This is a genomic window from Paraburkholderia haematera (genome assembly GCF_905220975.1).
GTDB lineage: Bacteria > Pseudomonadota > Gammaproteobacteria > Burkholderiales > Burkholderiaceae > Paraburkholderia > Paraburkholderia haematera.
Genome location: NZ_CAJNBK010000022.1, coordinates 44,092 through 69,924, shown reverse-complemented (window position 1 = coordinate 69,924; position 25,833 = coordinate 44,092). Strand labels below are relative to the sequence as shown.

The window sequence follows — 25,833 nt, the reverse complement described above, 5'->3', positions numbered from 1 at the left end:
TCCTACTGGCGGCGGCGGACTTGTCCGTCCGCCGCTTTTTTTGCTCAGCGGGCCGAGGAAGACAGCCATGTTCAGAAATACCAGTATCCGGACTGCTCTGACCATCACGATTGCCGGCTACACGGCGGCGTTGATGCTGGTGATCGCCACGTCGATTGCGGGTCTCGAAACGGCCAATACGGCGCTCGACAGGATGGTCAGCGACGAGACGACTGCGCTGCGACACCTGAGCGCCAGCAGCGAAGCGCTTCAGCAGGTGCGAGTCGATCTCGGTGCGTACGAAACGCTGGTCGCGCAAGGAAAGCCGACCGATGCGGTGCTCGCGCGAGTGCATGCGGAGCAGACGGCCAGCAACCGCGAGCTGGCGGCCTATACCGCGCGACCACCGTCCAATGAGCTTGAGGGGAAGCTGACCGACGCATTGCGCGTGAAGCGCGAGCTATTGATGAAACAGGCACTTGCCCCTGAAATCGCCGCGCTCGACCAGAACGATTTCATGTCATTCCGGACGACACAACGGCAGGCGCCGGACACGCTGTTCGGTGACTACCGGAACGCCGCGCTCGCGCTCGAGGATTTTCAGGCACAACAGCAACAAGCGCGCTTTGCATCGGCGCAACAGGATTTTCATAGGCTGCTCTGGCTCTTCGGTGCGATTGGGTCTGCCGCAATGATCCTCGGCCTCTTCGCGCGATCCGCGTTGACGAATTCGATCGTGCGGCCTATCGACGCCGCCATTCGTCATTTCGAGCGCATTGCCGCCGGCGATCTGGCCAGTGAGATCGCAACGCTGGGCGTCAACGAAATGGGCCGGTTGATGGCTGCACTCGGCCGGATGCAGGCGGGGCTCGTTGCTGCCGTGAGCCAGGTGCGTCAGGGAACAGCGGCCATCACGCACGGCGTAGGCGAGATCGCGAGCGGCAATGCCGACCTGTCGACGCGTACGGAACTGCAGGCGGCGACGCTGGAGGAGACCGCGTCGAGCATGGAAGATTTGACGGCGACGGTCCGGCAAAATGCCGATAACGCGCGGCAGGCCAGTGCGCTCGCGGAGAGCGCCTCGGAGATCGCGGTACGCGGTGGCGACGTGGTCGGCCAGGTTGTCGACGTGATCGCGGACATGTCGTCGAGTTCAAAGCGGATCGTCGATATCATCGGCGCGATCGAGGGCATCGCGTTCCAGACCAACATACTCGCCTTGAATGCGGCCGTCGAAGCTGCACGTGCCGGCGAGGAAGGGCGCGGATTCGCGGTGGTAGCGGGCGAAGTACGCGCGCTTGCGCAACGTTCGGCCGCAGCGGCGAAAGAGATCAGGGAACTGATCGGCGATTCGGTTGCGAAGGTGAGAAACGGCGCCGAACTCGCGACACGCGCGGGCGAGACGATGGCCGAAATTGTCACGGCGGCCCGCAACGTGACCGGCATCGTCAGCGAGATCAGCGCAGCCTCCGAAGGGCAGTCGCGCGGTATTGCTCAGATCAATACCGCCATGACGCAGATGGACAACGCGACGCAACAGAACGCCGCGCTGGTCGAGCAAGCCGCGGCGGCCGCTGCGTCGCTGGAAGATCAGGCGCGCGCGCTCGTCGATGCGGTGGCCGTCTTCAGGCTGCATGAAAACGATAGGTCGTCGGCCGAGGAATCCAGCGGACGGCACCGGAATCTTCATGCACCGTACGCGTACGCCGCCGCTGACCACGTGCTGGCTACGTAACGGTCGAGCCGGGTCAGGTGCAACCTGCCACGCCGATTGGCGGTCCAAGAAGTAGCGTATCTGCCAGATGCGAGGAGGTGTGCGATGAACGGTCGAGCAGTACTCCGGTGCATCTGCGCCGCGTTACTCACGTGCAACCTGTTGGCAGGTCTCGCCGCGTGCGATGCGCTCCGCGGTCCGCCGGCAGCGGAATGGCCGGGACCTCACGCCCCGTATCCTTTCCCCAACGACGTCCCGCATCGCACCGAGTGAGCCGCCCGAACTCTGCCGTGCCGCTCAACGTCAACCGGCAGCCGCGCACGTGACGTTGGGCGCGGTGTACGGTGACGGATAGTCAGACGTGGGCCCGCTGGCCAGGCGCAATCGGCGGGTTGCCAATACGTCGGCTTCCGTTTTTTCGCGCCGGGTGAGCGTGGTACTGGCGTTGCTCACGGCGCTCAATGGCTCGTTCACGGCGCACTGCAGCGCTTTTCCGTCGGAAAGATGCACGGTCGTCGAATAGGCGTAATCCGGCTGTGCGGCCTGGGAATCGACGCTCCAGAACGCGGCGACCGCGAATAGCGCTAACAAAAGAGGTTGGGTTTTCATGTTGCTTCCGTTGTCTTGATCGTCCCTATTCGACCAAGCCAACAGCAATGTATTCTGCGCGATTTCGGTAAATCAGAATTCCACAGATTTTGCCGCGGTAACGCTGGCGATACGGCAAATGCCGTGCTATGTGCGCGGGATAGGAAAGCGCGTAGCGGCTAACCAGCGGCTAACCAGCGGCGATGCCGATCGTGCGAGTCACATCGACAACCGATAGCCGGATCGCATCGATCAACGCACGCGCGGCAGGTGAGGGCGTGCCGGCGGCACGCACGGTCAACCCTATGTCGCGCCGGGTGTTGTGCAACTGCACGTCGAGCACGGCCAACTGACCGGACTGAACTTCATAGTGCAGTTGCTGGCCTGAAAGCGCCGCGACCATGTCCGTACCGAGCAGCAGCCCGCGAATCACCGCGAGGTCCGCGGTCTCGATCGTGGGCATGGGCGGTTTCACTTTCAGACGCTTGAATTGCGCTTCGAACAGGGCGCGCGCCGGCGCATTGCTGCGGGGCAAGACCCACTGCGCGTCGCGCAGGTCCATGACGCTCAGATCGCGCGCGTGCGTGAACGGATGATCGTGGCGCACCAGAACCACCATATCTTCCGACATCAGGCGCTCGCTCTTCAGGCCGCTACTCGCGTCGTTGTCGCGCAGCGCGCCGAGAATGAAGTCGATATCGCCCGCTCGCAGGCCCGCGACGAGCAGCTCGTAAGCGCTTTCGTCGGTGACGACCCGCACGCCTGGATGCTCCGCGGTCATTCGCGCGATCGCCCTTGGCAGGAGCAGTGTGCGCCCGAGCGGCAACGCGCCGACCGTCACCGCGCCCTGAATCTTGCCGTGCAAAGCCGCGATATCGTCGGGCACGTGCCGTAGTTCGTTCAATGCCCGGCGTACGTGAAGCAGAAACGTTTCGCCCTCCGTAGTGAGCTGGATCCCACGCGGGCTTCGATGGAAAAGACTCAGGCCGGAGCCGCTTTCCAGCACGCGAATCGCGGTACTCACGGCCGGCTGACTGATACCGAATGTCTTCGCGGCACTGGGCATGTGCCGATGTCGCGCTAACGCAATGAATAGCTGAAGCCGCCGCGTGTTGAGCAGATAGGCCGGAAGCGCGCCGTCTGCGGTCGGCCGCCGGCGCGCCTGCCGCGCGCCGCACCACCGTGCAAGTTCTTCCAGCTCGGCGAAGATGCGTTCGCATCGCTGCAACACGGCGCGGCCAACCGGCGTTGGGAGCATGCCTGAGGGGCCGCGATCGAAGAGGGGCTCGCCGAGTGCCGACTCCAGTTCCTGTACCGAACGGGTCACGGCCGACTGAGCGCGAAAGAGCGCGGCCGCCGCGCGCGTTGCGCTGCCCATATCGGCGACGAGTCGGAAGGCGCGCAGTTGCGCCAGATTGAGAAGTTCTTTGTTGCTCACGGACGGCGCCGCTCCGGCCGGCGGATGTTCAACGCCTCCGCGATCGTGTGCTGGGTGATCTCGTTCATGGGTCTCTACTCATTCGAGGCCATCAAGTATAGCGACGCATCACCTCCCGTACCACGCTTGGCAGGCGGCTTGCGACTTCGTTTCCCAGACATCTGTTTTGTTTATCGCGCGTGAATGGCTGGGGGCATGGACCCGGATGCGGGACGCTCACCCGGGACACCCGAATCCCTATATCCAGCGCGGCTTCCCGAGTTTGTTCGAGCACCGGCAACGGGCAATCAGGGTCCTTGCGAGCAATTTAACCGGTACGGATGTGGTTTACCCGTACTTCCGGCGAGCCTGCACGATCCATATTGTTGCATCTCAAGAGGGTTGCAATGGCTGCCCGCCCGGTAGCGGCGACCTATCCGATCAGCGCACGCTGGCGCGGCACGAAGCAACGGAAGACAACGGAATATGGCAAGAATCATTGGTGGAATCGGCACGTCGCATGTGCCCACGATCGGCATGGCGTACGACAAGGGCAAGCAGAACGACCCCGCGTGGGCGCCGCTCTTTAAAGGCTACGAACCGGTGGCCAACTGGCTTGCCGAACGTAAGCCGGATGTGATGGTGATGTTCTACAACGACCATGCCAACAGTTTTTTCTTCGATTGCTATCCGACCTTCGCGTTAGGTGTGTCGGCTAACCATACATTCGCGGACGAAGGCGCGGGCAAGCGCCCGCTGCCGGACATCGCCGGTCATCCCGATCTGGCTATCCACATCGCGGAGCAGCTCGTCAACGACGAGTTCGATCTGACGATCTTCCAGGACCGCGCACTCGATCACGGATGTAATTCGCCGCTCTCGCTGATGGTGCCGCACGACGGCGGCTGGCCGATGTCGCTCGTACCGATGGAAGTCAACGTGCTGCAATATCCGCTGCCCACCGCGAACCGCTGCTACCGCCTCGGTCAGGCGCTGCGCCGCGCGATCGAATCGTTCGAGCAGGATCTGGACGTGGTGGTGGTCGGCACGGGCGGCCTGTCTCACCAGGTTCACGGGGAGCGAAGCGGTTTCAATAATACCGATTGGGACATGGCGTTCCTCGATCTGATCGTCCGTGACCCGCAGCGTCTTGCCGCGATGAAGCACGTCGACTATGTGCGCCTCGGCGGCGCGGAGAGCGTGGAGACGATCATGTGGCTCGCCATGCGCGGTGCGCTGGGCCCCACGGTTCGTGAACTGCATCGCAGCTACTACCTTGCGACGAGCACCGCCATGGCCGTGACCCTCTACGAAGACGAGGTGGCGCAATGAACCCGCAACTGACCGGTATCGAGGAATTGACGGGCACGTATCCGTTCGATATCCGCCAGAGCATGAAGGCGATGCGCCTGAACCGCTTTTTCTGGCAGATGCGTGAAGCGCCGGCTCGCACGCTCTGGCTCGAGAACCGGGCCGCCGCATACGACGCGGCCAATCTGACGGCAGAAGAGCGCACGCTCGTCGACAACACCGACTGGATCGGCCTGATCCGCTATGGCGTGTGTTTCTTCGTTCTCGAGAAATTTGCGCGGGTGGTGAAGATCACGAACCTGGGCATGTACGCCAGCATGCGAGGCGAAACACTCGAAGCGTTTCTGAAAACGCGCAGGGTACCGGACGCCGTCTAGGACGACTCGACGCTGCGCCGCATCTGTTTGGCGGTTTTTCACTTCGATACAAGGAAGACCCCGGGTTCGACAGAACACCGGGGCGGGAAACTATTTTCTCCGGAGACACGCATGAAATCTGCAAACTCAGTCGACATCAAGGCGTTTATCGATGCACGCAAGGTGTCGGCGTACCAGTGGCTGGTCCTCGTTCTATGTTTTCTGATCGTCATGATGGACGGTCTGGACACGGCCGTGATGGGTTTTGTCGCGCCCGTCATCATGCATGACTGGAGTGTTAGCCGGGCCGCCTTCGGTCCGGTAATGAGCGCCGCGATGGTCGGCCTCGCGATCGGTGCGCTGGCCGCGGGGCCGATTGCCGATCGGATCGGACGAAAGAAAGTACTGGTTGCCTCCGTGCTCTGCTTCGGCTTCTTCAGCCTGATCTGCGCTTTCGCCGCTTCACCCATGCAACTCGTCACGCTGCGTTTTCTGACGGGTCTGGGCCTCGGCGCCGCGATGCCGAACTCGACCACGCTGCTCTCCGAATATGTGCCGTCGCGCAGCCGCTCGCTGCTGCTCACGATCATGTTCACCGGTTTTAACTTTGGGTCCGGTGCCGGTGGATTCGTGGCGGCCTCGCTGATCCCGCACTTCGGCTGGCGCGCGGTGTTCATGTTCGGCGGCATTTTGCCGATCCTCAGTGTTCCCTTGCTGCTGTGGCTGCTGCCCGAATCCGCGCGGTTGATGCTGGTGCGCAAAATGCCGGCGCAGCGCATCGCGGCAACGCTCGGCCGCGTGTGCGGGCATGTCTTCGGTCAGGACGTGCGCTTCACCGCGCCCGAACCGGTGATCGCTGCGAAAGCACCGGTGCGCATGCTGTTCGCGGACGGCTACGCGTTCAGCACGCTGATGCTGTGGCTCACGTACTTCATGGGTCTGCTGATCATCTATCTGCTGACCGGCTGGCTGCCCACGCTGATCAAGGACGCCGGCTTGCCCGTCGAGCGCGCTGCCGCGATTACCGGCATGTTCCAGTTGGGCGGCACGGTGGGCGCCGTGGCGGTTGGCTTCGCGATGGACCGCATGGATCGCAATGCGGTGATCGGCGCGGCGTATCTGCTCGGGGGTGTGCTCATCTTCGCGCTGGGCATGGGGACGCTGAAGTCGAATCTGCTGCCGGTTCTCGTTACCTGTGCCGGCTTTTTCATGAGTGGCGCGCAGACCGGTCTCAATGCACTCGCGCCGACGTGCTATCCGACACGTGCCCGCGCAACCGGTGTGAGCTGGATGCTTGGGTTCGGCCGGCTCGGCGGCATTCTGGGCTCGCTCGTGGGTGGCGCGCTGCTGTCGCTCGGATTCAGCTTCGAAACCGTATTCGCGGTGCTCGCGGTGCCCGCGCTGATTGCTGCTGCGGCGATCGTCGTGAACCGTCTCGCGCTGCGTTTTATCACCAGTCCGGTGGCCGACGCCTGAATGCGTTTGCAGCGGTCTTATGCGACGGCAGCGTTGGCTGCTGTGCGCACGGTATCCCTAACCTGAAGTAGTTGACGGAGAGAGACATGAGTGGAGATTTCAGCGCGAGTGGAAGTGGGCTCAATACGGGCGTGGCGCCGAACAAGGTGGAATGGCCAAACCGCATGGCGATGCTTCGCGCGGGTGTGGCCGGTGGATTGATCGGTGCCGTGATCATCTGGATTTACGAAGCGCTCATCTGGGTAGGCGCGCAGCACCTGATGCCGTTGGCGGGCATTCCACGCAACGCGACGGGACTCGTGTTCGGCAAAGAGGTGCAGGAGTCGCTCGGCGTGTGGGCCTATATCGTCGGCACGGGCATTCACTTTGTCTTCGCGTCCGCGTGGGGCGTGCTATTTGCGGCGATCTGGCCGTACTTTCGGCGGCGCGGATACGAAGCGACTTTCGTGGCGCTGTTTTACGCGGTTGTCGCATGGATCGCGATGCACGTGGCGATCATGATCGCCTCCGATAACCACCCGAACTACTACGACCCGGCCGTGATCATTGGCGGCTTCATGTCCCATATCTTCTTCACCGTCCCCTTGGCCTTGACGGTAAAGCGGCTCCTGCAACCAAAAGGGCAATAGCGTCCGGGCTTGAGGAAGCGCTGGCGACCGTGCCGATGGATAAAAATTTCAACAACGCGTATGAATTGGAGATCTGCAGAATGAACAAAGGTATCAGGCGAGTAGACGTTGTGTTGTTCGGGGCGGCGATCGCGGCTTCCATGCCGGCGTTCGCGCAAAGCAGCGTCACGTTGTACGGCATTGTCGACAACGGCATTTCCTATACGAGCAATCAGTCGACCCTCGGCAGCACCAGCGGCGGGAAGTCAGCCGTCAAGATGACGCCCGGCGTGTATGCGGGCAGCCGCTTCGGCCTGAAAGGCGGCGAAGATCTGGGCGGAAACACGAAGGCGATCTTTCAGCTCGAGTCCGGCTTCAATTCGGCAAACGGCGGTCAGCAATACACCAATGCGATCTTCGGCCGCCAGGCGTGGGTCGGCTTGACCAACCCGGCGTATGGTACGTTCACAGCGGGCCGGCAATATGCTTCGTATTACCAACTGCTCTCGCCGTATAGCCCGACCACCTGGATTACCGGCTACTACGGCGCGCATCCCGGCGATATCGACGGTCTCGACACGATCTACCGCGCGAACAACACGCTGGAGTACACGTCGCCGAAGCTGTACGGCCTGACGGTGAGCGGCTCGTATTCGCTCGGCGGCGTGGCGGGCAGCACGAACCAGGGCTCGACCTGGTCGACCGCGGTTCAGTATGCAATGGGCCCGGTGGGCCTCGCAGTCGGCTTCTCGCGGATCAACAATTCGACCTCGGGCGGCGGCGCGTGGGGCGCGGATTCGACCACCACGAACGGCGGCTCGCAGATTGGCGTTTCCGCGCTGACCAACGGCTACCAGACCGCGCAGGCACAACAGCGTTTCGCGGTAGGCGGCGGCTACACGTTCAATAGCGCGTGGGATGTCACGGCGACCTATTCGAACGTTCAGTACATTCCGGGCAGCGGCTCGAAGTTCCACGACACCGCGATCTTCAATACAGGGGGGCTCGTTCTGCACTGGAAGCCGGCCGTTACGTGGGATTTCGGCGCGGGCTACAGCTATACCCGTGCCACGCGCGCGAACGGCATTCAGGACAACGCGCAATACCACCAGTTCAATCTCTCGGAGTATTACTCGCTGTCCAAGCGCACAGGGCTGTACGCGCTGGAGGCCTATCAGAAGGCGAAGGGCAAGACGTTGGGAACCAATGGGGCCGGGCAGATCATCGATGCCACGGCGACGCTCGGCGATGGGTATAACAGCGCGCCGTCTTCCTCGGGCAGTCAGTTTGCGGTTGGTGTGGGCATCGTTCACCGGTTCTGATTTGTCGGTTTTGCAGTGAGAAAGGCCGGGGTGCGGTTCACGCCCGGCCTTTTTTTCTTTTCCGCGAACGGTTGCTTGGCCGTGTGCCGCCTACGAAAACCTATTACATCCGAGGTAATTGGCGAGCCGCGCGCTCACGCCTAATCTTCGGTCATCGCGCAACTCATTCCGAGCCGCGCTTACGACCGAGGACACATCATGTCGACGTTTCACATTCATACGATTGAATCCGCACCCGAACAATCGAAGCCGGTATTGCGGCAGCTCGAGCAGAACTTCGGCCTTGTCCCGAACATCGCGGGCGCGATGGCTGAATCGCCGGTGCTGATTGGCGGCTTCATCGGCATCTTCCAGAAGGTGCATGCGGGCACGTTTACGGAAGCGCAGATACAGACCCTGTTGCTGACCAACGCAGTGACGAACGCGTGCTCATGGGCCGTCGCATTTCACACGGCCCTTGCACTGAAAGAGGGCCTTTCACCGGCCGATGTCGAAGCGATTCGCGACGGCCGCGCACCCGCTGATAGCAGGCATGCAGCACTCTCGATCTTGACGAAAACGGCGATCGAAAAGCGCGGACACCTGAATGACCATGACGTGAACCCGTTTATCGAGGCGGGATTCCGCCGGGACCAGGTGCTCGAAGTTCTCACGGTGCTGGCCGCTTCCACTATCACGAACTACGCCGGCAACATCACCCATCCTCCGCTTGAAGCACCGTTCCAGGAGTATGCCTGGACCGCATAGGTCGTGTCTTGAACGACCGCTCAGCAACAGGGAGTATGCTGAGCGGCGCGGTTCGAATGACCCGTTGGCGCCGGACATCCACGATGCTCCGGCACCACAGGTCACCCAACCCGATTCATATCGACTTGCGGATAAGAGACCGATGAATCCAGCGAATCCCGAAAGGAAGACGCCGCCGAACGAACTCGGTGCGTTGTTGCGCCACTGGAGAGACATGCGCGGTATCAGCCAGTTGGACTTGTCGTTCAACGCGGGTGTCTCGCAGCGGCACATCAGTTTTATCGAAAGCGGACGCAGCGTGCCGAGCCGTCAGATGCTGATGGACATCGCCCAGACGCTCGACATTCCTCTGCGCGAACGCAACACACTACTGCTTGCAGCGGGCTATGCGCCCATGTATGCCGAGAGCGCCTGGAACGCGCAGGAAATGCAGAGCGTCACCCATGCGCTCGGGCGAATGTTGCGGCAGCACGAGCCATTTCCCGCGCTCGTCATGGATCGCTACTGGAACGTGCTGATGACCAACGAATCGGCACCGCGTTTCTTCAATTGCTTTATCGACATGGCTGCGCGCAAGGGGCCGCGCAATATGTTGCATCTGATTTTCGATCCGGACGGATTGCGTCCCTTCGTTGCCGATTGGCCGGCGGTAGCGAATAGCCTGATTCAGCGTGTCTATCGGGAGTCGGTCGGTCGCGTGGTCGACGATCAGACGCGTGAGTTGCTTGCCGCATTGCGTGCCTATCCTGACGTGCAAACCGACTTGCAGGATTCGCAGAGCCCCTCGGGAGCAGGGGCCGCTGCTGCGGGCATGCCGGTGATACCGCTTGGCTTCGTCAAGAACGGCAAGGTTCTGAACTACTTTTCAATGGTCGCCACCGTGGGCACGCCGCGAACCGTCGCCGCGCAGGAACTGCGTATCGAATGCATGTTCCCCGCTGACGACGAGACGGAAGCGCGTCATTTCGAGATGATCAACGCGATCCCGCAACAGCACTGAGCGCCGCCCGAACCCGTTAGAACCGGTGCCGCAAGCCAATACTCACAATTGCCTGCGACTGCGTGTCCGACGAGTGGCTATTGCCCTTGTCGCTGACCGATGCGCTCGCCGCGACCGGATTGCCGAGCGCATCCAGCGTCATACCGGACGCGTGCTGATAGCCGCCCATCAGATAGACCGTGGAGCGTTTGGACACGTTGTACTGCGCGCCGAGCGTCACGTTGTGATATTGCGCGCGCTCATCCACACCGTCCACTTCGCCGCCGCGCGTGTAGCTGTACCCTGCGAACAGTTGCACGGCCGGGCGGATCGTCCACTGTCCGAACACGCCTGCGATGTTGAACGTTGCATGCCCATTGAACAATGAATCGGCGCCCGAGCGGTATTGCACGTTGCTGTAGTTCAAACCGACGATGGCCGGGCCAAAATTGTACGTGGCGCCCGCGGCAATGATCTGTTGCGATTGCGCACTCGCGTAGCCTTCGTTGATCGACGAATTAAAGAGGCCGTCGTCCGTGCCGCTCCATTTGCCGACCGTCGAGTCTTTCGGCCCGCTCTTGCTGTTGTCCGAACGCTCGTAGCCGACGCCCACATGCAGCGGGCCGTTACCGTACGCCGCGCCCAAGCTCCATGTGTTCTGCTGCTTCAGGCTGCCCGGCTGACCACCGAACCCATATAGCGCGCCGAACGTGAAGCCCGAGTAGTTCGCGCTCGTGTACTTGACCGAGTTGTTGACCCGCGCGGTCTGATCGAGATCGTCGATGTCGCCCGGATGCGCACCGTAGCCGCCGACCATCGCGACCGGCGCAACGGGCGCGACGAAGTCGTTCAGGGAGGTGTACTGGCGGCCAAGCGTGACCGTGCCGTATTGCTGGCTGCCAATGCCGACGAACGCCTGACGCCCGAACAGCCCGCCGTTCTGGCCAGTCTTGCCGTTCGTGATGTCGAAGCCGTCTTCAAGCAGGAACAGGGCGTTCCAGCCACCGCCAAGATCTTCCTGGCCCTTGATGCCGAAGCGGCTGCCGGAGAGGTTGCCGCTCGTCATCGCGACGTTCGAGTGTCCCGTGTAAGCGCCAGGCGAGCCGGTGCGCTCGTTGCTGCGATACGTGATGCCGGCGTCGACGATGCCGTAGAGCATGACGGAACTCTGTGCGGACGCGATGCCCGCGAAAGACAACAGCAAGGGTGCAGCAATCAATTGCTTTTTCATCGTAGTTATAGCTTGGTTGGATCGTCTATCTCAGGTCGCCTGCATGGCGATCTCTCTTTATTCCGCGCGCACGCAGTCCGCTCCTGAACAACGGAGCCGGCTGCGCGAAGCGGAGGAAGCGGCTTGCGCGCCTCTTGCTACGCGCCCCGATTGCGGACGCGTTGCAAGAAGCGCGATGTCAGTGGCTGAGTGAAGTGAGTGCTGCGCCGGGCGGCATCCCGGGCGCACGCACCGGGACGGTCTTGCGAACCTTGGCGACATCTGTCGCACTGACCGTCGAACCGGTGTTGCCCCAACTGTTACGCACGAAGTTCGTGACGTCGGCGACTTCCTGATCGTTCAGGCGCCAGCCGAAGGCCGGCATCGTGAACGAAGACGGCGCGGTCTTCGTGCCTTCGAGCGTGTTGCCGGTCAGCAGCACATGAATCAGCGAGGTCGCGTCCTTGCCCTGCACGACCGGGTTACCGCCCAGTGCTGGGAAAACACGTGTGTAGCCGCGGCCGTCGCTGCGGTGGCAGGCGGTGCAGTTGTCGCGGTACACGGCGGCGCCCGGTGCGGTGGCGTCGCCGGTACGCAGCGCGCGAGCCGCCGTATCGTTGTACACGTACGGCGTTTCCTTCGGATCGGTCGACGGCAGCGTCTTCAGGTAACGCGCGATCGCGCTCAGGTCGGCGTCGCTCATGTGCTGCATGCTGTGCTGCACGACGTCGGTCATGCCGCCGAATGCCGCGGTGTGCAGCGTGCGTCCGGTCTTCAGGAATTGCACGAGATCCGCTTCGCTCCACGAGCCGATGCCGGTGCGTGGATTGCCGCGCAAACTCGACGGGGTCCAGCCGTCGATCGCCGCGCCACCCGCGAGGAACTCGGCGCCGTCGAGATCGCTCAACGCGCGTTCCTGCATCGTCACCGCACGCGGCGTGTGGCAGGCGCCACAGTGGCCGAGGCCCTGCACCAGGTACGCACCGCGTGCGACCACCGGATCGGCATAGTGTTTCGAATTGAACGCCACTGGATCAGGGGCGAACAGGTAACGCCAGATGCCGAGCGGCCAGCGCATCGACAGCGGCCAGACGATATCGACCGGACGGTTCGTCTGGTTCACCGGCGCGACCCCTTGCGTGAAGTATGCATAGAGCGCGTGCATGTCGTCTTCGCTCAAACGCGCATACGAAGGGTACGGCATCGCCGGATACAGCGTGTCGCCGTTCGGCCGCACGCCGGCCCGCACCGCGCGATTGAACTGCGCGAAGGTCCATGAGCCGATACCGGTGTTGCGATCGGGCGTGATGTTGGTCGAATAGATCGCGCCGATCGGCGTGTCGAACTTCAGGCCGCCCGCGAACGGTTTGCCCGTTTGCGCCGTGTGACACGCAATGCAATCGCCGGCTCGCGCGAGATATTCGCCGTGCGCGATCAGGGCCGCGTTGGCCTGAGGCTGGGTTTGTGTTTGTGTTTGTGTTTGAGTCGCCGCTTGCACGGCGAGCGGTGCGGACAACGTCGCAACTGCGCAGAACGATGCTGCGCCCACGCGTTTGAATGCCCGACCCAGGCGTTGGATATCGATCTTCTTCATACGCTCACCAGCGGCCCGGGGTTCTTCAGATATTGCGTGCGGATCGCGCGCGCCGACCAATAGGCGAGGGCGGCAACGAGTCCGGTCGGGTTGTAGCCGATGCCTTGCGGGAACGCCGACGCACCCATCACGAACACGTTGTGCACGTCCCAGCTTTGCAGATAGCGATTCAGCACGCTCGTTTTCGGATCGGTGCCCATCACGGCGCCGCCGACCAGATGAGTCGTCTGATAGCGGCGCGAATCGAAGTGCGCGCCGAATTCGCGCGTATAGACGTTGATGGCCTTCGGCCCCATCTGCTGCGCAATCTTGTGCATCTGTCCGGTCACGTAACGCGCCATCTTGATGTCGTTGTCCTTCCAGTCGAAGGTCATGCGCAACAGCGGCTGGCCGTATGAATCGCGATAGGTCGGATCGAGGTCGAGAAACACGTCGCGATACGACATGTTGGAGCCGTGCGCGTCCATCGAAATCGTGTGGGCGTAGTGGTCCTTCACCGATTTCTTCCAGTCCACGCCCCAGTTCGGCGTGCCGGGCGGGGTCGCGATCCCGCTGATCGGTTTGGTGCCGGCCTGATTTACCCACAACGGCGAGCCGCCGACAAAGCCGAGCGGACCGTGATCGAAGTTGTCGGCATTGAAGTCGTCGACGGCGACGCCGTTGCCGCCCGCGCCGATGAACGGATTCGTAAAGGTGTCCTTGTCGAAGAACGCGGTGATGGTCGAGAGGTTCTGATACGCGAAATTGCGGCCGACCACGCCTTCGCCCGAGATCGGGTCATACGGCTTGCCGATGCCCGACAGCAGAAGCAGGTGGACGTTGTGATACTGGAACGCCGCGACGATGACGAGATCCGCGGGCTGAAAGACTTCGTTGCCCGCCGGATCGACATACGTCACGCCCTTGGCGCGTTTTTTCGTATCGTCGAGTTCGACGCGCAGCACGTGGCAGCGCGAGCGCAGTTCGAAATTCGGCGACTGCTTCAGCGCAGGCAGGATGTTCAGATTCGGCGATGCCTTCGAGTACATGTAGCACGCGTAGCCGCTGCAGAATCCGCAGAAGTTGCACGGCCCCATCTGCACGCCGTACGGGTTCGTGTACGGCCCCGACGTATTCGCGGAAGGCAGGCGGTACGGGTGCAGCCCGATCTCGCGCGCGGCCTTGCCGAAGCGCTCGGCCGAGTACGTGTTCAACTGGGCGGCAAGCGGGAAGTTGTCGCTGCGCGGCGCTTCGAACACGTTGCCGTCGCCGACCACCTTGCCGTTGACCTGATAAGCCTGGCCCGAGGTGCCGAACACTTTCTCGGCGAAGTCGAAATGCGGCTCGAGTTCTTCGTAGCTGACCCCGTAATCCTGGATCGTCATGCCTTCCGGAATGAAGCGCTTGCCGTAGCGTTCTTCGTAGTGGCTCTTCAGGCGCAGTTCTTCCGGCGTGATGCGGAAATGCACGCCCGACCAATGCAGCCCGGCGCCGCCGACGCCTTCGCCCGGCAGGAACGCGGCAAGCTGCCGATAAGGCAGCGCCGTATCGCCAACGTTATGACGAATCGACACGGTGGTCTTGGAGAGATCGAGGAACAGCTTCTTGCGGACGTTGTAGGTCAGCTCGTCGATCGTGTTCGGATACGCGCCGTCCGGATAGGTGTCGCGATACTCGCCGCGTTCGAGTGCGACCACTTTGAGGCCGGCTTCGGTGAGCTCCTTCGCGAGGATTGCACCGGTCCAGCCGAAGCCGACGATGACCGCGTCGACGTGCGGTTTGGTTTGCGAGGTCATCAGGTGCGCTTTCCTTGGATCGACACGGGGCCATACGGATAGGCCTGGCCGTTCTGGTTGACGAAGTCCATGAAATCGGCGCGCGCGCCGGGGAAGCCGATCATCTTCCAGCCGCCCATGTCGCGATTGCCGCCGTGGATCGGGTCGCAGAAGTAGCCTTCGCGGGTGTTTTGCAGCAGCTGGCCGAAGAAGACATCAGCTGGGACGTCGGCGAGATCGATCTTGCCGTTCTCGAGTGCGGTGAGCACGGTGTCGCGCGTGGGTGCGTCGAGTGCGTCGAACGTGTGCGAGTAGGTCTTCGTGCAGTACGCGTTCACCGCGGCGATGCCGAGCCGGTACAGATCGCGCGGCACGAGCTTCAGCTGGTAGCCGAGTTCCGGCACGCCTTGCGTGAACGGGCCCTGCATGTACCAGAGCGCGCCGTGCGCGTATGGCGTGTCCATCTGCCGGTCGATGAATTCGGGCACGCCGGCTTCGAGCGCGCCCGGGCCTTCGCTGTCCGCGGGGATCAGACGGTCGACGGCCGCATGGACGAACGCCCATTCCTTCGCGTCGAAGAAGTGCGGCTTGTAGTCGGCACCGGAGGCGGCGCCGTTCGATCCTTGTGCAGTGGTGGCGGACTGCCTGACTTCGCAGCCGGCGAGGGTCCCGGCGGGAACCAGCGCGACGGCCGTGCGTAAGAAGCCGCGGCGAGAGGTGAGAGGAGATTGGGCCATGTTGTTCGTTATCGCGAGATGAGAGCGCGCCAGGGCGCCCGCGGGCAGTCGTCGGATTTCGGCGTCATGGTAAATGGAACCGGTTCCAAAGTCTTTTTACTTTTTTACAATAAGCTGTTTCCTGAAGTGATTAAATGTCGTTCTGTGAGAAAAATCGCTTTTAAATCATAGGTGTTTTTCTGGCTGTGTGGCCTGTGGACGGGCCGGGCGAGGCGGCGTGAAACTGACGCGAAAAAGCGACGCTTCGGGATGCATCCAGGAAGGGACGCCTTTCCGGCGCAAGGCCCGGCGCCGCAACGGGAGCAGGACGTCGCGATCGATATCGCGTATGGCGGCTCATGTGCGGCGGGCAAGCGCGAAGACTTCGACTTCTATCGTGAGGTACTGCGCTGGGGCGTGGAGCCTGCCCGACGGGTTTAGACTGCTGCCTATCGCCGGGTCAACAGTGGCTTATCCTCGGAACGACGGTTGGAGAGGGGCCGAGGACTCAAATATCCGGTGGCGCAGGCCCTGCATTGCGGCCACCCTTGTTGCCGTTCAGCGAAGAGATCTCGCCATGGAATATGTCGAAAGCCTGCGCGTTTTCCGGTCGGTGGTCGAATTGAAGAGTTTCACGCGAGCGGCGGATATGCATGGCCTGACCCGGCCGGCGGTGTCGCGGGCAATAGCGGGGCTGGAAGAGCGGATGGGATGCCGGCTGTTACACCGAACCACTCGACAGATCTCGCTCACCGAAGCCGCGGAGCGTTTCTACGAAGGCTGCGTGCGCATCCTGGACGATCTGGATGCGCTCGAAGCGGACGTAGCAAACCAGACGCGGGAAGCGGGCGGCGTCTTGCGTCTGGTCGCCCATACGACGGCGACGATAAACCGGCTGGTTCCCTTGATCGCCGGCTTCAAGCGGGCTCATCCGAAAGTCGCACTCGATGTGACACTGACCGAGCGGCCGGTTGACCTGGTTGCCGACGGGTACGACCTTGGCATCGTGGTTCCCTACATGGTGACGAGCGAGACGACCGTTGTACGCCTGCTCGAGCGAATTCCGGTGGTCATCGTCGCGACGCCAGCGTATCTGCAAACCGCGTCAATACCGCGACACCCATCGGAATTGGCCAACCATCATTTTGTGCTGATGTCGCCATCGATTCGTCGCGTCAGCATCGACTTCCGGAACGGCGAGGAAGAACTGAGCGTACCGCGCCGTTTCGATATTTCGTCGAACAGTCCCGCTTTCAACTGTGAAATGGTGCTGCAGGGTTTCGGAATCGGTGTCGTGCCCGAAGACCTTGTGGACCAGGAGTTGGCTTCGGGAAAGCTCGTCCGGCTCCTCACCGATTTCCAGCTCGTCGACGACAGCATCGAAATCCGGCTCGCTTACAGCAACCGGACGCTGCTGCCCGCCAAGGTGCGCGCATTTATCGACTATGCGGCCACCTTTTTCGAAACGCTGGCGTCATCGCGCTAGTTTGGGTAAAGCGACTCGCAAATCACTGCGAGAATAAAAGGGCTGCATCAGTGGCCGCCTTCGGTATCGAAGCCGATTGGATCTGGACCGCGTGCACGCGCCAAGTCGCCGCCCAGCGCAGAAATCCAGAAAATCCTGAGGGCAATTGGTGCGCGAAACGGCAACAAACTGATCACCCGGCCCGCATCGCCTGCCGGTGGCCGCTGCGTTAATCTGTGCGTATGCACTCAAATGATCTTCTAGACGACGACTGCTTTGCCCTTCGTCAGGCCTCTCGACATATTTCAAAGCTTTATGAGCGTCATCTGTCCGAGGCGGGCATCACGCCCACGCAGTACAGCGTTCTCAGAACGCTGGGCCGCTGTTCGAGTTTGACGATGGCCGAGTTGGCCAAGGCGATGATGATGGACAGAACGACCCTCGTGCGGGCGCTTAAACCACTGCTCCGGCGTGGCCTCGTCGATGCTCCCGCCGAACGGCAAAGCAATCGGCGACTGCAAGTCGTACTCACCAGCAGAGGGTTGACGAAGCTTGACGAAGCGGCCGCTCACTGGGCAGCTGCGCAGGCCTGCTTCGAACGTAGCTTTGGGTCGCAACAGGCCGCACTTCTGCGAAGCGAACTGTTCCGCATGACGAGCGACGTGTCCGATAGGTAACCACAACGCAACAAACTCGTGCACTTCGGTGCATCGATATGTGAACAACTGAACGCTACGATGTGCATATGCACTTTAAGAAATACGAACCCAAGTTACCCAGAGGAGAGAAAGGAAATGGACACCATGACAAATCACTACCGGGCCCAGCCGCGAGCGAGCGCATGGGCGGCCTCGATAGCCGCGGCAGTAGCGGCGCTCGGCCTGGCTGGATGCGTCAACTACGCCGGCATCAAGAGCGACAAGCAGATCGCACCTCCCGCGACGTTCGAGACGAAGCAGAGTTTGCCCGCCGAGGGCGGACAGTGGCCCGCAATGGATTGGGCCAAACAGTTCGGCGATCCGCAACTGCCCAAACTGATCGACGAGGCGCTGGCAGGCAATCCGACGATCGATCAGGCACGTGCACGCATTGAGAAAGCGTCTTCCTCTGTCGGCACGGCCCATTCCGCACTCTATCCAAACGTGACGGGCAGCTATTCGTGGACGCGCGAGCGCTATAGCGCTAATGGGTCCACGCCGCCGCCGGTCAACGGCACCTGGCAGAGCGAGAACAACGCGCTCGTCGGTGCTTCGTTTGACCTCGACCTGTGGGGTAAGAATCGCGAGCGGCTTCGTCAGTCCATCTCGGAGGAGAAGGTCGCCGAAGCCGAAGCCGAGGAGGTGCGCATCACTTTGGCCGCTTCGGTGGCAAGCACCTACAACCATCTTGCGCAGCTCTATGCCTTGCGTGATATCGAGGCGCGTGAAGTGAAGAATCGCGAGGACATCGGGCGAATCACGGATGGGCGCGTTGGCGCGGGACTCGACACCAACGTGGAGCGGCAGACCGCCTATGGCGAGACAGCGACGAGCCGTTCCAGCGTCAGCGACCTTGACGGACAGATCACGACCGTACGCTACCAGTTGGGTGCCCTGCTGGGTGAAGGACCGGACGGCGGCCTCAAGATCGCCAATCCATCGCTTGGAGAGGGGGATAGCGTCGCGCTTCCCGACAACCTGCCCGCCGACCTGATTTCGCGGCGCCCGGACATTGTTTCGGCCTACTGGCAGGTGGATGCAGCCATCCACGATGTGAAGGAAAAGAAGGCCGAGTTCTTTCCGGACGTCAATCTTTCCGCATCAGCAGCACTGGACGCATTTGGCTGGGGGCGATTCCTGACGGCTGGAAGCGGTCAACTTCAGGCGGGACCCGCAATCCATCTTCCTATCTTCGACGCCGGTGCGCTGCGCTCACAACTGAAGGGCCGCTACGCGGACTTCGACTACGACGTCGCAACGTACAACCAGACGTTGATCAACGCTTTATCCGATGTTGCCACGCAGGTCACGCAAATCCATTCGGCCGACCGTCAACTGATCGATGCGCAGCAGGCACTGGATGCGCAGTCCAAAGCCTATCAACTGGCGCTCGTTCGCTACAAGGCCGGTTTGAACCAGCAACTGCAGGTGCTGAATGCGGATGACAACCGGCTCGCAGCCGAAACGGCCGTCGTGAACCTCGAAATGGACCGCCGCGGCATGCAGATCGGGCTGATCAAGGCACTAGGTGGCGGTTTCGATGCTTCGCACGCCGGCCTTGCGGCGAACACGGAGACGCCGATTCCCGCGCCGTCCGGCGGCACGACAACTCACTGAACAAACAGATCGGCCGTCAGGCGTAACGCCCTGATGGCGCACATCAAACTTTACTGGAGCTACAAATGAACGCACCTCAGTCACAGTTGAATAAAGAGCCGGAAAAGAAGCCCGGCAAACGCAAACTCCTGCTCTCACTGCTGGTGGCTTCGCTTGCGATCGCAGGCGCTGCGTATGGCGCCTACTATTTCCTTGACGCCCGTTACCACATAGATACCGACGACGCATACGTCAACGGCAACGTCGTGCAAATCACGCCGCAGATCACGGGGACCGTCATCGCGGTCAACGCGGACAACACGCAAATCGTCAGGAAGGGCGAACCGGTCGTCCAGATCGATCCCGCGGACGCAAAGATTGCATTGCAACAGGCCGAGGCCAATTTGGGCCAAACCGTTCGCAGAGTCCATGGCCTGTACGCCGATGATGACAGATATCGTGCAGATATCGCTGAACGCCAGTCGGATCTTTCGAAGGCACAGGACGACTTGAAGCGCCGGCTTTCCACCGGCATGACGGGAGCCGTGTCGGACGAGGAAGTCGCGCATGCACGCGACGCCGTCAAATCGGCTCAGGCTGCGCTTGACGCTGCAAAGCAACAGCTCGGCGCTAATCGCGCGTTGACGGCTAACACGTCGGTCGAAAAACATCCGGACGTCATGGCAAGCGCTGCCCACGTTCGCGACGCATACCTGGCTGAGGCGCGCACTACGTTGCCGGCCCCCGTGACCGGATATATCGCGCAGCGCTCGGTTCAGGTCGGGCAGCGCGTGTCACCCGGCGCAGCGCTGATGTCCGTGGTGCCGCTCGAGCAGGTCTGGGTCGATGCGAACTTCAAGGAGTGGCAGCTTCGTCACATCCGGGTTGGACAACCTGTCGATCTGAGGGCCGACGTCTACGGCTCCTCCGTCACCTATCACGGCAAGGTGGTGGGCTTTACGCCGGGCACTGGATCGGCACTCGCGCTGCTGCCGGCGCAGAACGCGACCGGTAACTGGATCAAGGTGGTGCAGCGGCTGCCGGTGCGCATCGAGATTCCACCCGCGGAACTGGAGAAGCATCCGCTGCGTGTGGGCCTGTCAATGAACGTGGACGTCAATGTCAAGGACCCTGCCGGTGCACAACTCGGTACGGAGTCTACGTCGACCTATAAGACCGACGTATTCGCCAAATACGGCGACGAGGCCGATGCCGCAATCGCGCGGATTATCGCTGAAAACGAATGACCTCAACTCATTGGCCCGCGGCACGTGAAAGACGCCGCGCCTTTCTTGCCAGACACAGGATAGCCGTATCACCATGGACACCAACCATCCGAATCACCCGCCTCTGACCGGGGCGACGCTCGCCCTGGGTTCCCTGAGCGTTGGCCTCGCGGGCTTCATGACCGTGCTCGACTCGTCGATCGCCAACGTGGCCATTCCAACCATTTCCGGCAACCTCGGCGTATCGGTCGACGAAGGCACGTGGGTCATCACCGTCTTTGCCGCCGCGAATGCAATCGCGATCCCGTTGACGGGCTGGCTGACCCAGAGGCTGGGACAGGTCCGGCTGTTCATCGGCTCGATATTGTTGTTCGTGTTCGCCTCCTGGCTGTGCGGCATCGCGCCAACGTTGCCTATCCTGTTGCTGGCGCGTGCGCTGCAGGGGGCTGTCGCCGGGCCGCTCATCCCGATGTCGCAGGCGTTGCTGCTCAGTTCGTGGCCAAAGGCAAAATCCTCACTGGCACTCGCGCTGTTTTCGATGATCGTGGTGACCGGGCCGATTGTCGGGCCCTCGCTCGGCGGCTGGGTGACGGACAGCTATAGCTGGTCGTGGATTTTCTATATCAACATTCCGGTCGGGCTGTTCGCTGCCGCGATGGTCTGGATTTTGTACCGCAAGCGCGATACGCCGGCCAGAAAGCTGCCGATCGACGTTGTCGGGCTGGTGCTGCTGATCGTGTGGGTGTCGTCGCTTCAGGTGATGCTGGACAAAGGTAAGGATCTCGACTGGTTCTCGTCGAGCACGATTGTCGTGCTGGCTATCGTCGCTGCGGTCGGTCTCGCGGCCTTCATTATCTGGGAGCTGACGGAAAAGAACCCGATTGTCGACCTGACGCTGTTCAAGCAGCGCAACTTCCTTGGCGGCACCATTTCCATTGCCATCGCGTATGCCATCTTCTTCGGAACGCTGGTGCTGCTTCCGCAGTGGATGCAGGAGTACCTGGGATATCGCGCCGTCGACGCGGGGCTCGCTACGGCGCCGCTGGGTATTTTCGCGGTGATCGGCGCACCCATCATGGGCAAGATCCTGCCGCGTACCGACGCGCGGATCATCGGTACGTTTGCGTTCATCGGCTTCGCGATCGTCTACTTCATGCGCACGTATTTCTATACCGACATCAGCGAGGGATTCATCATTCTGCCGACCCTGCTGCAGGGTATTCCGATGGCACTGTTCTTCGCTCCGCTCACGGTGATCATCCTGTCGGGGCAGCCGCCCGAAAAGGTGCCGGCCGCTGCCGGTCTGTCCACCTTCGGCCGCGTGTTCTTCGGCGGCATCGGTACATCGCTGGCGAACGTCGTGTGGAATAACCGGACGATCCTGCACCATGAAATTCTGACGCAGCAGTCCAGCCCGACCAACCCGATCTTCAATGCGCAGATGGATAGCTACCATTCGCTGCTTGGTCTGGGACAAGGCGCTTCGTATGCGTTGTTCGATCAGACGGTACAGACGCAGGCTGCCATGTTGGGACTGAATGACGTGTTCTACGGAGCCGCGATCGTCATGATCATCATCATTCCGCTTATCTGGATCACGAAGCCAGGCAAGGCTGGCGGCTCAAGCGATGCCGCCGCGGCTGCGCACTGAAGTATTAACCCAATGCAATCTGGAAGGAATCCAAAGTGAAGACATCTGAAACCCAAAGACAAATAGTCCGCGTCATGATCGATGCCGAAGTCAATTTTGAAGGCTTTGTCAAAAGCTTTCAGGAACGCCTCGGAAAATTCGACCAGGCAGCAGTTGCCGCCCTGGCAGGGCAGCCGCGCGAAGCAGCGGCAGCGATTCAAGGCCAGGTAGCTGCATCCTGATCCATTCGTGCGCGACCTGACCGACCTGAACGAAAAGCGAGCAGCCGGCTCATTCCGGCAACAGTTCGACCGGCTGCTCGACCGACTTCTCGACCGACAGGTCAACGAGATCGAGACTCAGATCATGGCCTCGCGTCGTGACGACGAGATCAACGCGCAGATTCAATTGTCGCGCCACGCGACGTCGTGAAAGTCGATGGAGACCAGCAGTGGATCATCGATTTTTCGCCCGGTATCGTCATAAGCAAACACGCGCCGCGACATCGGAATCATGATGCCGCCTACGTCGCGATAGTTCGACGCATAGTTCGCACCCCTGGCGCCGCCCATCACGTCCACCGTATAGTCGTGGCGTCGCAGCAGGCCGTCTTCGCCGAAGTACGAAATCTGTTCGCGGCTGTGGCTGGCAATCGAGTCCGGAAACGTGACTTTCAGCCGCCGCCATACTTCACCATTTTCTTCCCATTCGCTTTGTTCTTCCGTTTCGAAACCGGGGTAGGTGTAGAGGAACGGTATGCTCAGATAGCTCCACAGTGCGTAGCCACAGAAATAGAGCGCGTGCAGTTGGTCCCATTGCGTTTCCTGCGTATGGTCCGCGTATGAGGTTCGCGGTGCGTCGCGTTGTTCGACGCGGTGTTGCTCCGGCAATTCGATGCTCACCCGGTCCGGCGTAAACACACCTTTCCATCCTGCGGTTTGCGACGTCATTGATACGTGCTGCTGTTCCAGGCTCGCGTCCAGTTCGATGTCTCTGAACATGTTGGGCTGGCCCTTAAGCTGCCATATCGCTCCGCCAATATCGAGGCTCGCGGAAGCCGCGCGGTGTTTCTTCCAGTTGCCGATCCCACCGTGGGCCAGCACTGCGTCTTCGAGTAACGTGCTCATTGCTCCATCCTTTATGTACGGTATGTGTCATCACAAGACGGTGACCTCACGATTGCGGCCGTACTGTCCAACCCATGATATGGCGAACGGTAGGGACGCGTTAAGCGCCATTGGAGATGTCAGTGGCGTGGCGCCGCGTTATGCCGGCACAGTTTGATGGGACCACCCAATCACAATGGTGATTGACATCGATTTTGCGGGCTGGATTCCGATAAGTCAATGGTGATCACAATTGTATTTTCGGGGCCGGTTGTTCTGGCGCTTCCGAACAAGGGCCGCATCTTCCTGCCGACTTTGCTTGTGCGCGATGCACTGGCGAGCGGTGCATGACAGATCGTGCCCGACGATTTCATCGACCAGACCGTTGCCTTCGGGATCTTGTGGCCGGCAAGCCGTTACGCTTCGCCGAAGCTGCGGGTCCTTATCGACGACTTCGGACGGAATCTGCAGATCGGGTGATCCTCTTCAATATCTTCCAGACGGTCGGCTCCGCGTCGAGCGCAAGACGGTGATGGTGGTGATGGCAGCCTTGAATAACGCGTGCGGCCTGTGGTTCAGCAAGGCGTCCGGATTCCCGAAGCAGGCTACACTTGCCGTTAGCAACGCGGGCTGCGGGCCACGGTAACCGAAGGAGACAGCATGGACCTGTTCATGTCGATGGAAGCGTTTGTGCGGGCCGCGGAAGCGCAGAGCTTCGCCGGGGCCGCGCGCCAGTTGGGCGTCGCCAAATCGGTGGTGACCTCGCGCGTCAAGCAGCTCGAAGACCATTTCGGCGTGCCGCTCTTTCATCGTTCAACTCGCGCGGTGCGCCTGTCTGAACTCGGCGAGACCTATTACCGCGAATGCGCCGAACTGGTCAACAAGGTCCACGATCTGTCCGGACGCTCGCGCGGCGATCCGCAGGCGCTCGCCGGCACGCTCAATATCCACGTTCTGCCGGGCTTCGCGCTTGGCCATTTTTCGCAAACGCTGATCGAATTCCGCGCCGCTTACCCACGCGTGGAGTTCGTCGTGACCGTCAACGACCGGGTGATCGATCCGGTGCAGGAGGGTTTCGATCTGGCCTTGCAGATCTATCCGCCGGCGTCGAATCTGCTGGTGGAGCGGCGGCTGTTTCCGGTGCGAGGCGTGCTGTGCGCGGCGCCCGGTTATCTGAAGGAGGAGCCCGTGATCGAGACGCCGCTCGACCTGCTGCGGCACGATTTCGCCCGTTACTCGTACTATCCTTGGGGCGACAAGTGGCCGCTGATGCGCGGCAACGAGTGCTTCGAAATCGCACTGAATCCCGTGCTCAAGACCAATAGCGTGCATCTGCTGCTCGAGTTTGCACGAGCCGGTGCGGGCGTCGTCTATCTGCCGACGATGGTCGCCGCCGCCGATCTGCTCGAGCGGCGCCTTGAACGCGTGCTGCCGGAGTACGCAGCGCCGCCGTTATGGCTGTCGGCGGTCTATCCCGCGTCACACCGCTCGACCACCAAGGTCAAGGCTTTCGTCGACTTCCTGCGCGCCCGCTATCTGCGCGAACCGCAGTGGGACAGGGCGCTCGGCATTGCGCCACCCGACGACGAAACGAAAAGCGTCGGCGAGGAGCTGGCCGAAGACTGAGCACCACCGAAGAACCATTGGAGGACCACCCGGGTTACCTGGGTTTTTCGCCAGGTAGTTTCCCTGGCGTGATTTTCAAGCACCCATGGTTCGCGTTTCCCGACCCTCAGAACATTGCTGTTGCGCCTGCCGCCACTTACTCTTCGATCCAAGCAACGCATTCATGGATTCGTAGATCAACTGGAGGCAGACATGCAACAGACCTGGTTCGGCAGCCTGGACAATTTCCGCAAAGGCTCCATCGAAATCATCAAGGGCAAACCGGAGCATTACGCCATGTCGAATGTGTTCGACGTCGCGAGCCGCGCAGCGCCCTACGAGAAAATCGTCGTCGGCAAGAATCTCAAGTACGTGATCGAGACGCTGCGCGCGGAAGGCTCATCGCCGTGGTTTGCCGCGTCACACGATGAATTCGCGGTCGCGCTCGACGGCGAAGTCGATATCTATTTCATCAAGCCCTCGGACGGACCGCTGGTCGACGCGCAGACCGAAGGCAGCGTGCGGCTCGAAGGCCAGCCGGCAGGCCAGGCGATGGGTTATGTGCGGCTGCGCCGCGGCCACCAGGCACTGCTGCCCGCGGGCGCCGCGTATCGCTTCGAAGCAAAGACGAAGGGCGTGCTGCTCGTGCAGACGATCCTCGGACGCTATTCGGTCGAGAAGTGGGCCGACATCTGCATCCACTGATTCCCTCTACACGAACGATCCTCTTCTGGAG

The 25,833-nt window shown here is 61.5% G+C and carries 25 protein-coding genes; 18 read left to right on the top strand and 7 right to left on the bottom strand.

What is annotated here, in order from left to right; all coding sequences use genetic code 11:
• Positions 1–67: 67 nt before the first annotated feature.
• On the top strand, positions 68–1,714 hold the full coding sequence (locus tag KHO23_RS35580) for a methyl-accepting chemotaxis protein (protein WP_211615021.1): 1,647 nt from the start codon (positions 68–70) through the stop codon (positions 1,712–1,714).
• Positions 1,715–1,996: 282 nt separating this feature from the next.
• Here the strand turns inward: KHO23_RS35580 and KHO23_RS27520 are convergent, their stop codons facing one another.
• Positions 1,997–2,302, bottom strand: coding sequence for a hypothetical protein (locus tag KHO23_RS27520; RefSeq protein ID WP_211615131.1), 306 nt, complete (start codon positions 2,300–2,302; stop codon positions 1,997–1,999).
• A gap of 169 nt (positions 2,303–2,471) precedes the next feature.
• On the bottom strand, positions 2,472–3,719 hold the full coding sequence (locus KHO23_RS27515) for a LysR family transcriptional regulator (RefSeq protein WP_211615020.1): 1,248 nt from the start codon (positions 3,717–3,719) through the stop codon (positions 2,472–2,474).
• Between the two features lie 465 nt (positions 3,720–4,184).
• Between KHO23_RS27515 and KHO23_RS27510 the strand changes: the two genes are divergently transcribed.
• The 7 genes from KHO23_RS27510 to KHO23_RS27480 all read left to right on the top strand — a co-directional run bounded on the left by KHO23_RS27510 (position 4,185) and on the right by KHO23_RS27480 (position 10,518).
• On the top strand, positions 4,185–5,030 hold the full coding sequence (locus KHO23_RS27510; protein WP_211615018.1) for a gallate dioxygenase: 846 nt from the start codon (positions 4,185–4,187) through the stop codon (positions 5,028–5,030).
• The gene (locus KHO23_RS27505; protein ID WP_211615016.1) at positions 5,027–5,386 is read left to right on the top strand and encodes a protocatechuate 3,4-dioxygenase; all 360 of its coding nucleotides are present in this window, start codon (positions 5,027–5,029) and stop codon (positions 5,384–5,386) included. Before KHO23_RS27510 ends, KHO23_RS27505 begins: the two co-directional genes overlap by 4 nt.
• 111 nt (positions 5,387–5,497) lie before the next feature.
• Positions 5,498–6,841 (top strand): MFS transporter, encoded by a 1,344-nt coding sequence (locus tag KHO23_RS27500; protein ID WP_211615013.1) that lies wholly within the window; start codon positions 5,498–5,500, stop codon positions 6,839–6,841.
• 86 nt (positions 6,842–6,927) lie between these two features.
• Positions 6,928–7,470, top strand: coding sequence for a hypothetical protein (locus KHO23_RS27495; RefSeq protein WP_211615010.1), 543 nt, complete (start codon positions 6,928–6,930; stop codon positions 7,468–7,470).
• An 80-nt stretch (positions 7,471–7,550) separates the two neighbouring features.
• Entirely contained in the window at positions 7,551–8,771 is a 1,221-nt protein-coding gene (locus KHO23_RS27490; protein ID WP_211615007.1) for a porin, read from the top strand.
• Positions 8,772–8,969: 198 nt separating this feature from the next.
• Complete coding sequence (locus KHO23_RS27485) at positions 8,970–9,518, top strand: carboxymuconolactone decarboxylase family protein (RefSeq protein ID WP_211615005.1); 549 nt, start codon at positions 8,970–8,972, stop codon at positions 9,516–9,518.
• 142 nt (positions 9,519–9,660) lie between these two features.
• A complete protein-coding gene (locus KHO23_RS27480; RefSeq protein WP_211615003.1) occupies positions 9,661–10,518 on the top strand; it encodes a helix-turn-helix domain-containing protein in 858 nt (285 codons plus the stop codon).
• Between the two features lie 16 nt (positions 10,519–10,534).
• Here KHO23_RS27480 and KHO23_RS27475 read toward each other — a convergent pair whose 3' ends face one another.
• The 4 genes from KHO23_RS27475 to KHO23_RS27460 all read right to left on the bottom strand — a co-directional run bounded on the left by KHO23_RS27475 (position 10,535) and on the right by KHO23_RS27460 (position 15,792).
• Complete coding sequence (locus KHO23_RS27475; RefSeq protein ID WP_211615002.1) at positions 10,535–11,728, bottom strand: porin; 1,194 nt, start codon at positions 11,726–11,728, stop codon at positions 10,535–10,537.
• Positions 11,729–11,906: 178 nt separating this feature from the next.
• Entirely contained in the window at positions 11,907–13,301 is a 1,395-nt protein-coding gene (locus KHO23_RS27470; RefSeq protein ID WP_211615000.1) for a c-type cytochrome, read from the bottom strand.
• Complete coding sequence (locus tag KHO23_RS27465; protein WP_211614998.1) at positions 13,298–15,076, bottom strand: GMC family oxidoreductase; 1,779 nt, start codon at positions 15,074–15,076, stop codon at positions 13,298–13,300. The genes KHO23_RS27470 and KHO23_RS27465 overlap by 4 nt, the downstream gene beginning before the upstream one ends.
• On the bottom strand, positions 15,076–15,792 hold the full coding sequence (locus KHO23_RS27460) for a gluconate 2-dehydrogenase subunit 3 family protein (RefSeq protein ID WP_211614995.1): 717 nt from the start codon (positions 15,790–15,792) through the stop codon (positions 15,076–15,078). Before KHO23_RS27460 ends, KHO23_RS27465 begins: the two co-directional genes overlap by 1 nt.
• 249 nt (positions 15,793–16,041) lie before the next feature.
• Between KHO23_RS27460 and KHO23_RS27455 the strand changes: the two genes are divergently transcribed.
• The 8 genes from KHO23_RS27455 (at position 16,042) to KHO23_RS27420 (ending at position 22,818) form a co-directional block, all read left to right on the top strand.
• Positions 16,042–16,212, top strand: coding sequence for a hypothetical protein (locus KHO23_RS27455; protein ID WP_211615128.1), 171 nt, complete (start codon positions 16,042–16,044; stop codon positions 16,210–16,212).
• A 136-nt stretch (positions 16,213–16,348) separates the two neighbouring features.
• Positions 16,349–17,257: a LysR family transcriptional regulator gene (locus tag KHO23_RS27450; protein ID WP_211614992.1), complete on the top strand. Its 909-nt coding sequence runs from the start codon at positions 16,349–16,351 to the stop codon at positions 17,255–17,257.
• A 221-nt stretch (positions 17,258–17,478) separates the two neighbouring features.
• Complete coding sequence (locus KHO23_RS27445) at positions 17,479–17,913, top strand: MarR family winged helix-turn-helix transcriptional regulator (protein WP_211614990.1); 435 nt, start codon at positions 17,479–17,481, stop codon at positions 17,911–17,913.
• Between the two features lie 117 nt (positions 17,914–18,030).
• Positions 18,031–19,551 carry an efflux transporter outer membrane subunit gene (locus KHO23_RS27440; protein ID WP_211614987.1) on the top strand — a complete coding sequence of 507 codons (1,521 nt, stop codon included), beginning with the start codon at positions 18,031–18,033 and terminating at the stop codon, positions 19,549–19,551.
• 65 nt (positions 19,552–19,616) lie between these two features.
• Positions 19,617–20,777, top strand: a complete 1,161-nt coding sequence (locus KHO23_RS27435) for an HlyD family secretion protein (protein ID WP_211614984.1) — start codon at positions 19,617–19,619, stop codon at positions 20,775–20,777.
• Between the two features lie 73 nt (positions 20,778–20,850).
• Positions 20,851–22,407, top strand: a complete 1,557-nt coding sequence (locus tag KHO23_RS27430; RefSeq protein ID WP_211614983.1) for a DHA2 family efflux MFS transporter permease subunit — start codon at positions 20,851–20,853, stop codon at positions 22,405–22,407.
• Positions 22,408–22,442: 35 nt separating this feature from the next.
• Positions 22,443–22,628, top strand: coding sequence for a hypothetical protein (locus tag KHO23_RS27425; RefSeq protein ID WP_211614979.1), 186 nt, complete (start codon positions 22,443–22,445; stop codon positions 22,626–22,628).
• Positions 22,629–22,635: 7 nt separating this feature from the next.
• The gene (locus KHO23_RS27420) at positions 22,636–22,818 is read left to right on the top strand and encodes a hypothetical protein (protein ID WP_211614976.1); all 183 of its coding nucleotides are present in this window, start codon (positions 22,636–22,638) and stop codon (positions 22,816–22,818) included.
• Here the strand turns inward: KHO23_RS27420 and KHO23_RS27415 are convergent.
• On the bottom strand, positions 22,791–23,513 hold the full coding sequence (locus tag KHO23_RS27415) for a hypothetical protein (RefSeq protein ID WP_211614974.1): 723 nt from the start codon (positions 23,511–23,513) through the stop codon (positions 22,791–22,793). The two genes, KHO23_RS27420 and KHO23_RS27415, sit on opposite strands and share 28 nt — an antisense overlap.
• Positions 23,514–24,152: 639 nt before the next feature.
• Between KHO23_RS27415 and KHO23_RS27410 the strand changes: the two genes are divergently transcribed.
• Both KHO23_RS27410 and KHO23_RS27405 read left to right on the top strand, forming a co-directional pair.
• Complete coding sequence (locus KHO23_RS27410) at positions 24,153–25,118, top strand: LysR family transcriptional regulator (RefSeq protein WP_115777101.1); 966 nt, start codon at positions 24,153–24,155, stop codon at positions 25,116–25,118.
• Between the two features lie 192 nt (positions 25,119–25,310).
• Positions 25,311–25,802: a cupin domain-containing protein gene (locus KHO23_RS27405; protein WP_211614971.1), complete on the top strand. Its 492-nt coding sequence runs from the start codon at positions 25,311–25,313 to the stop codon at positions 25,800–25,802.
• Positions 25,803–25,833: the final 31 nt, after the last annotated feature.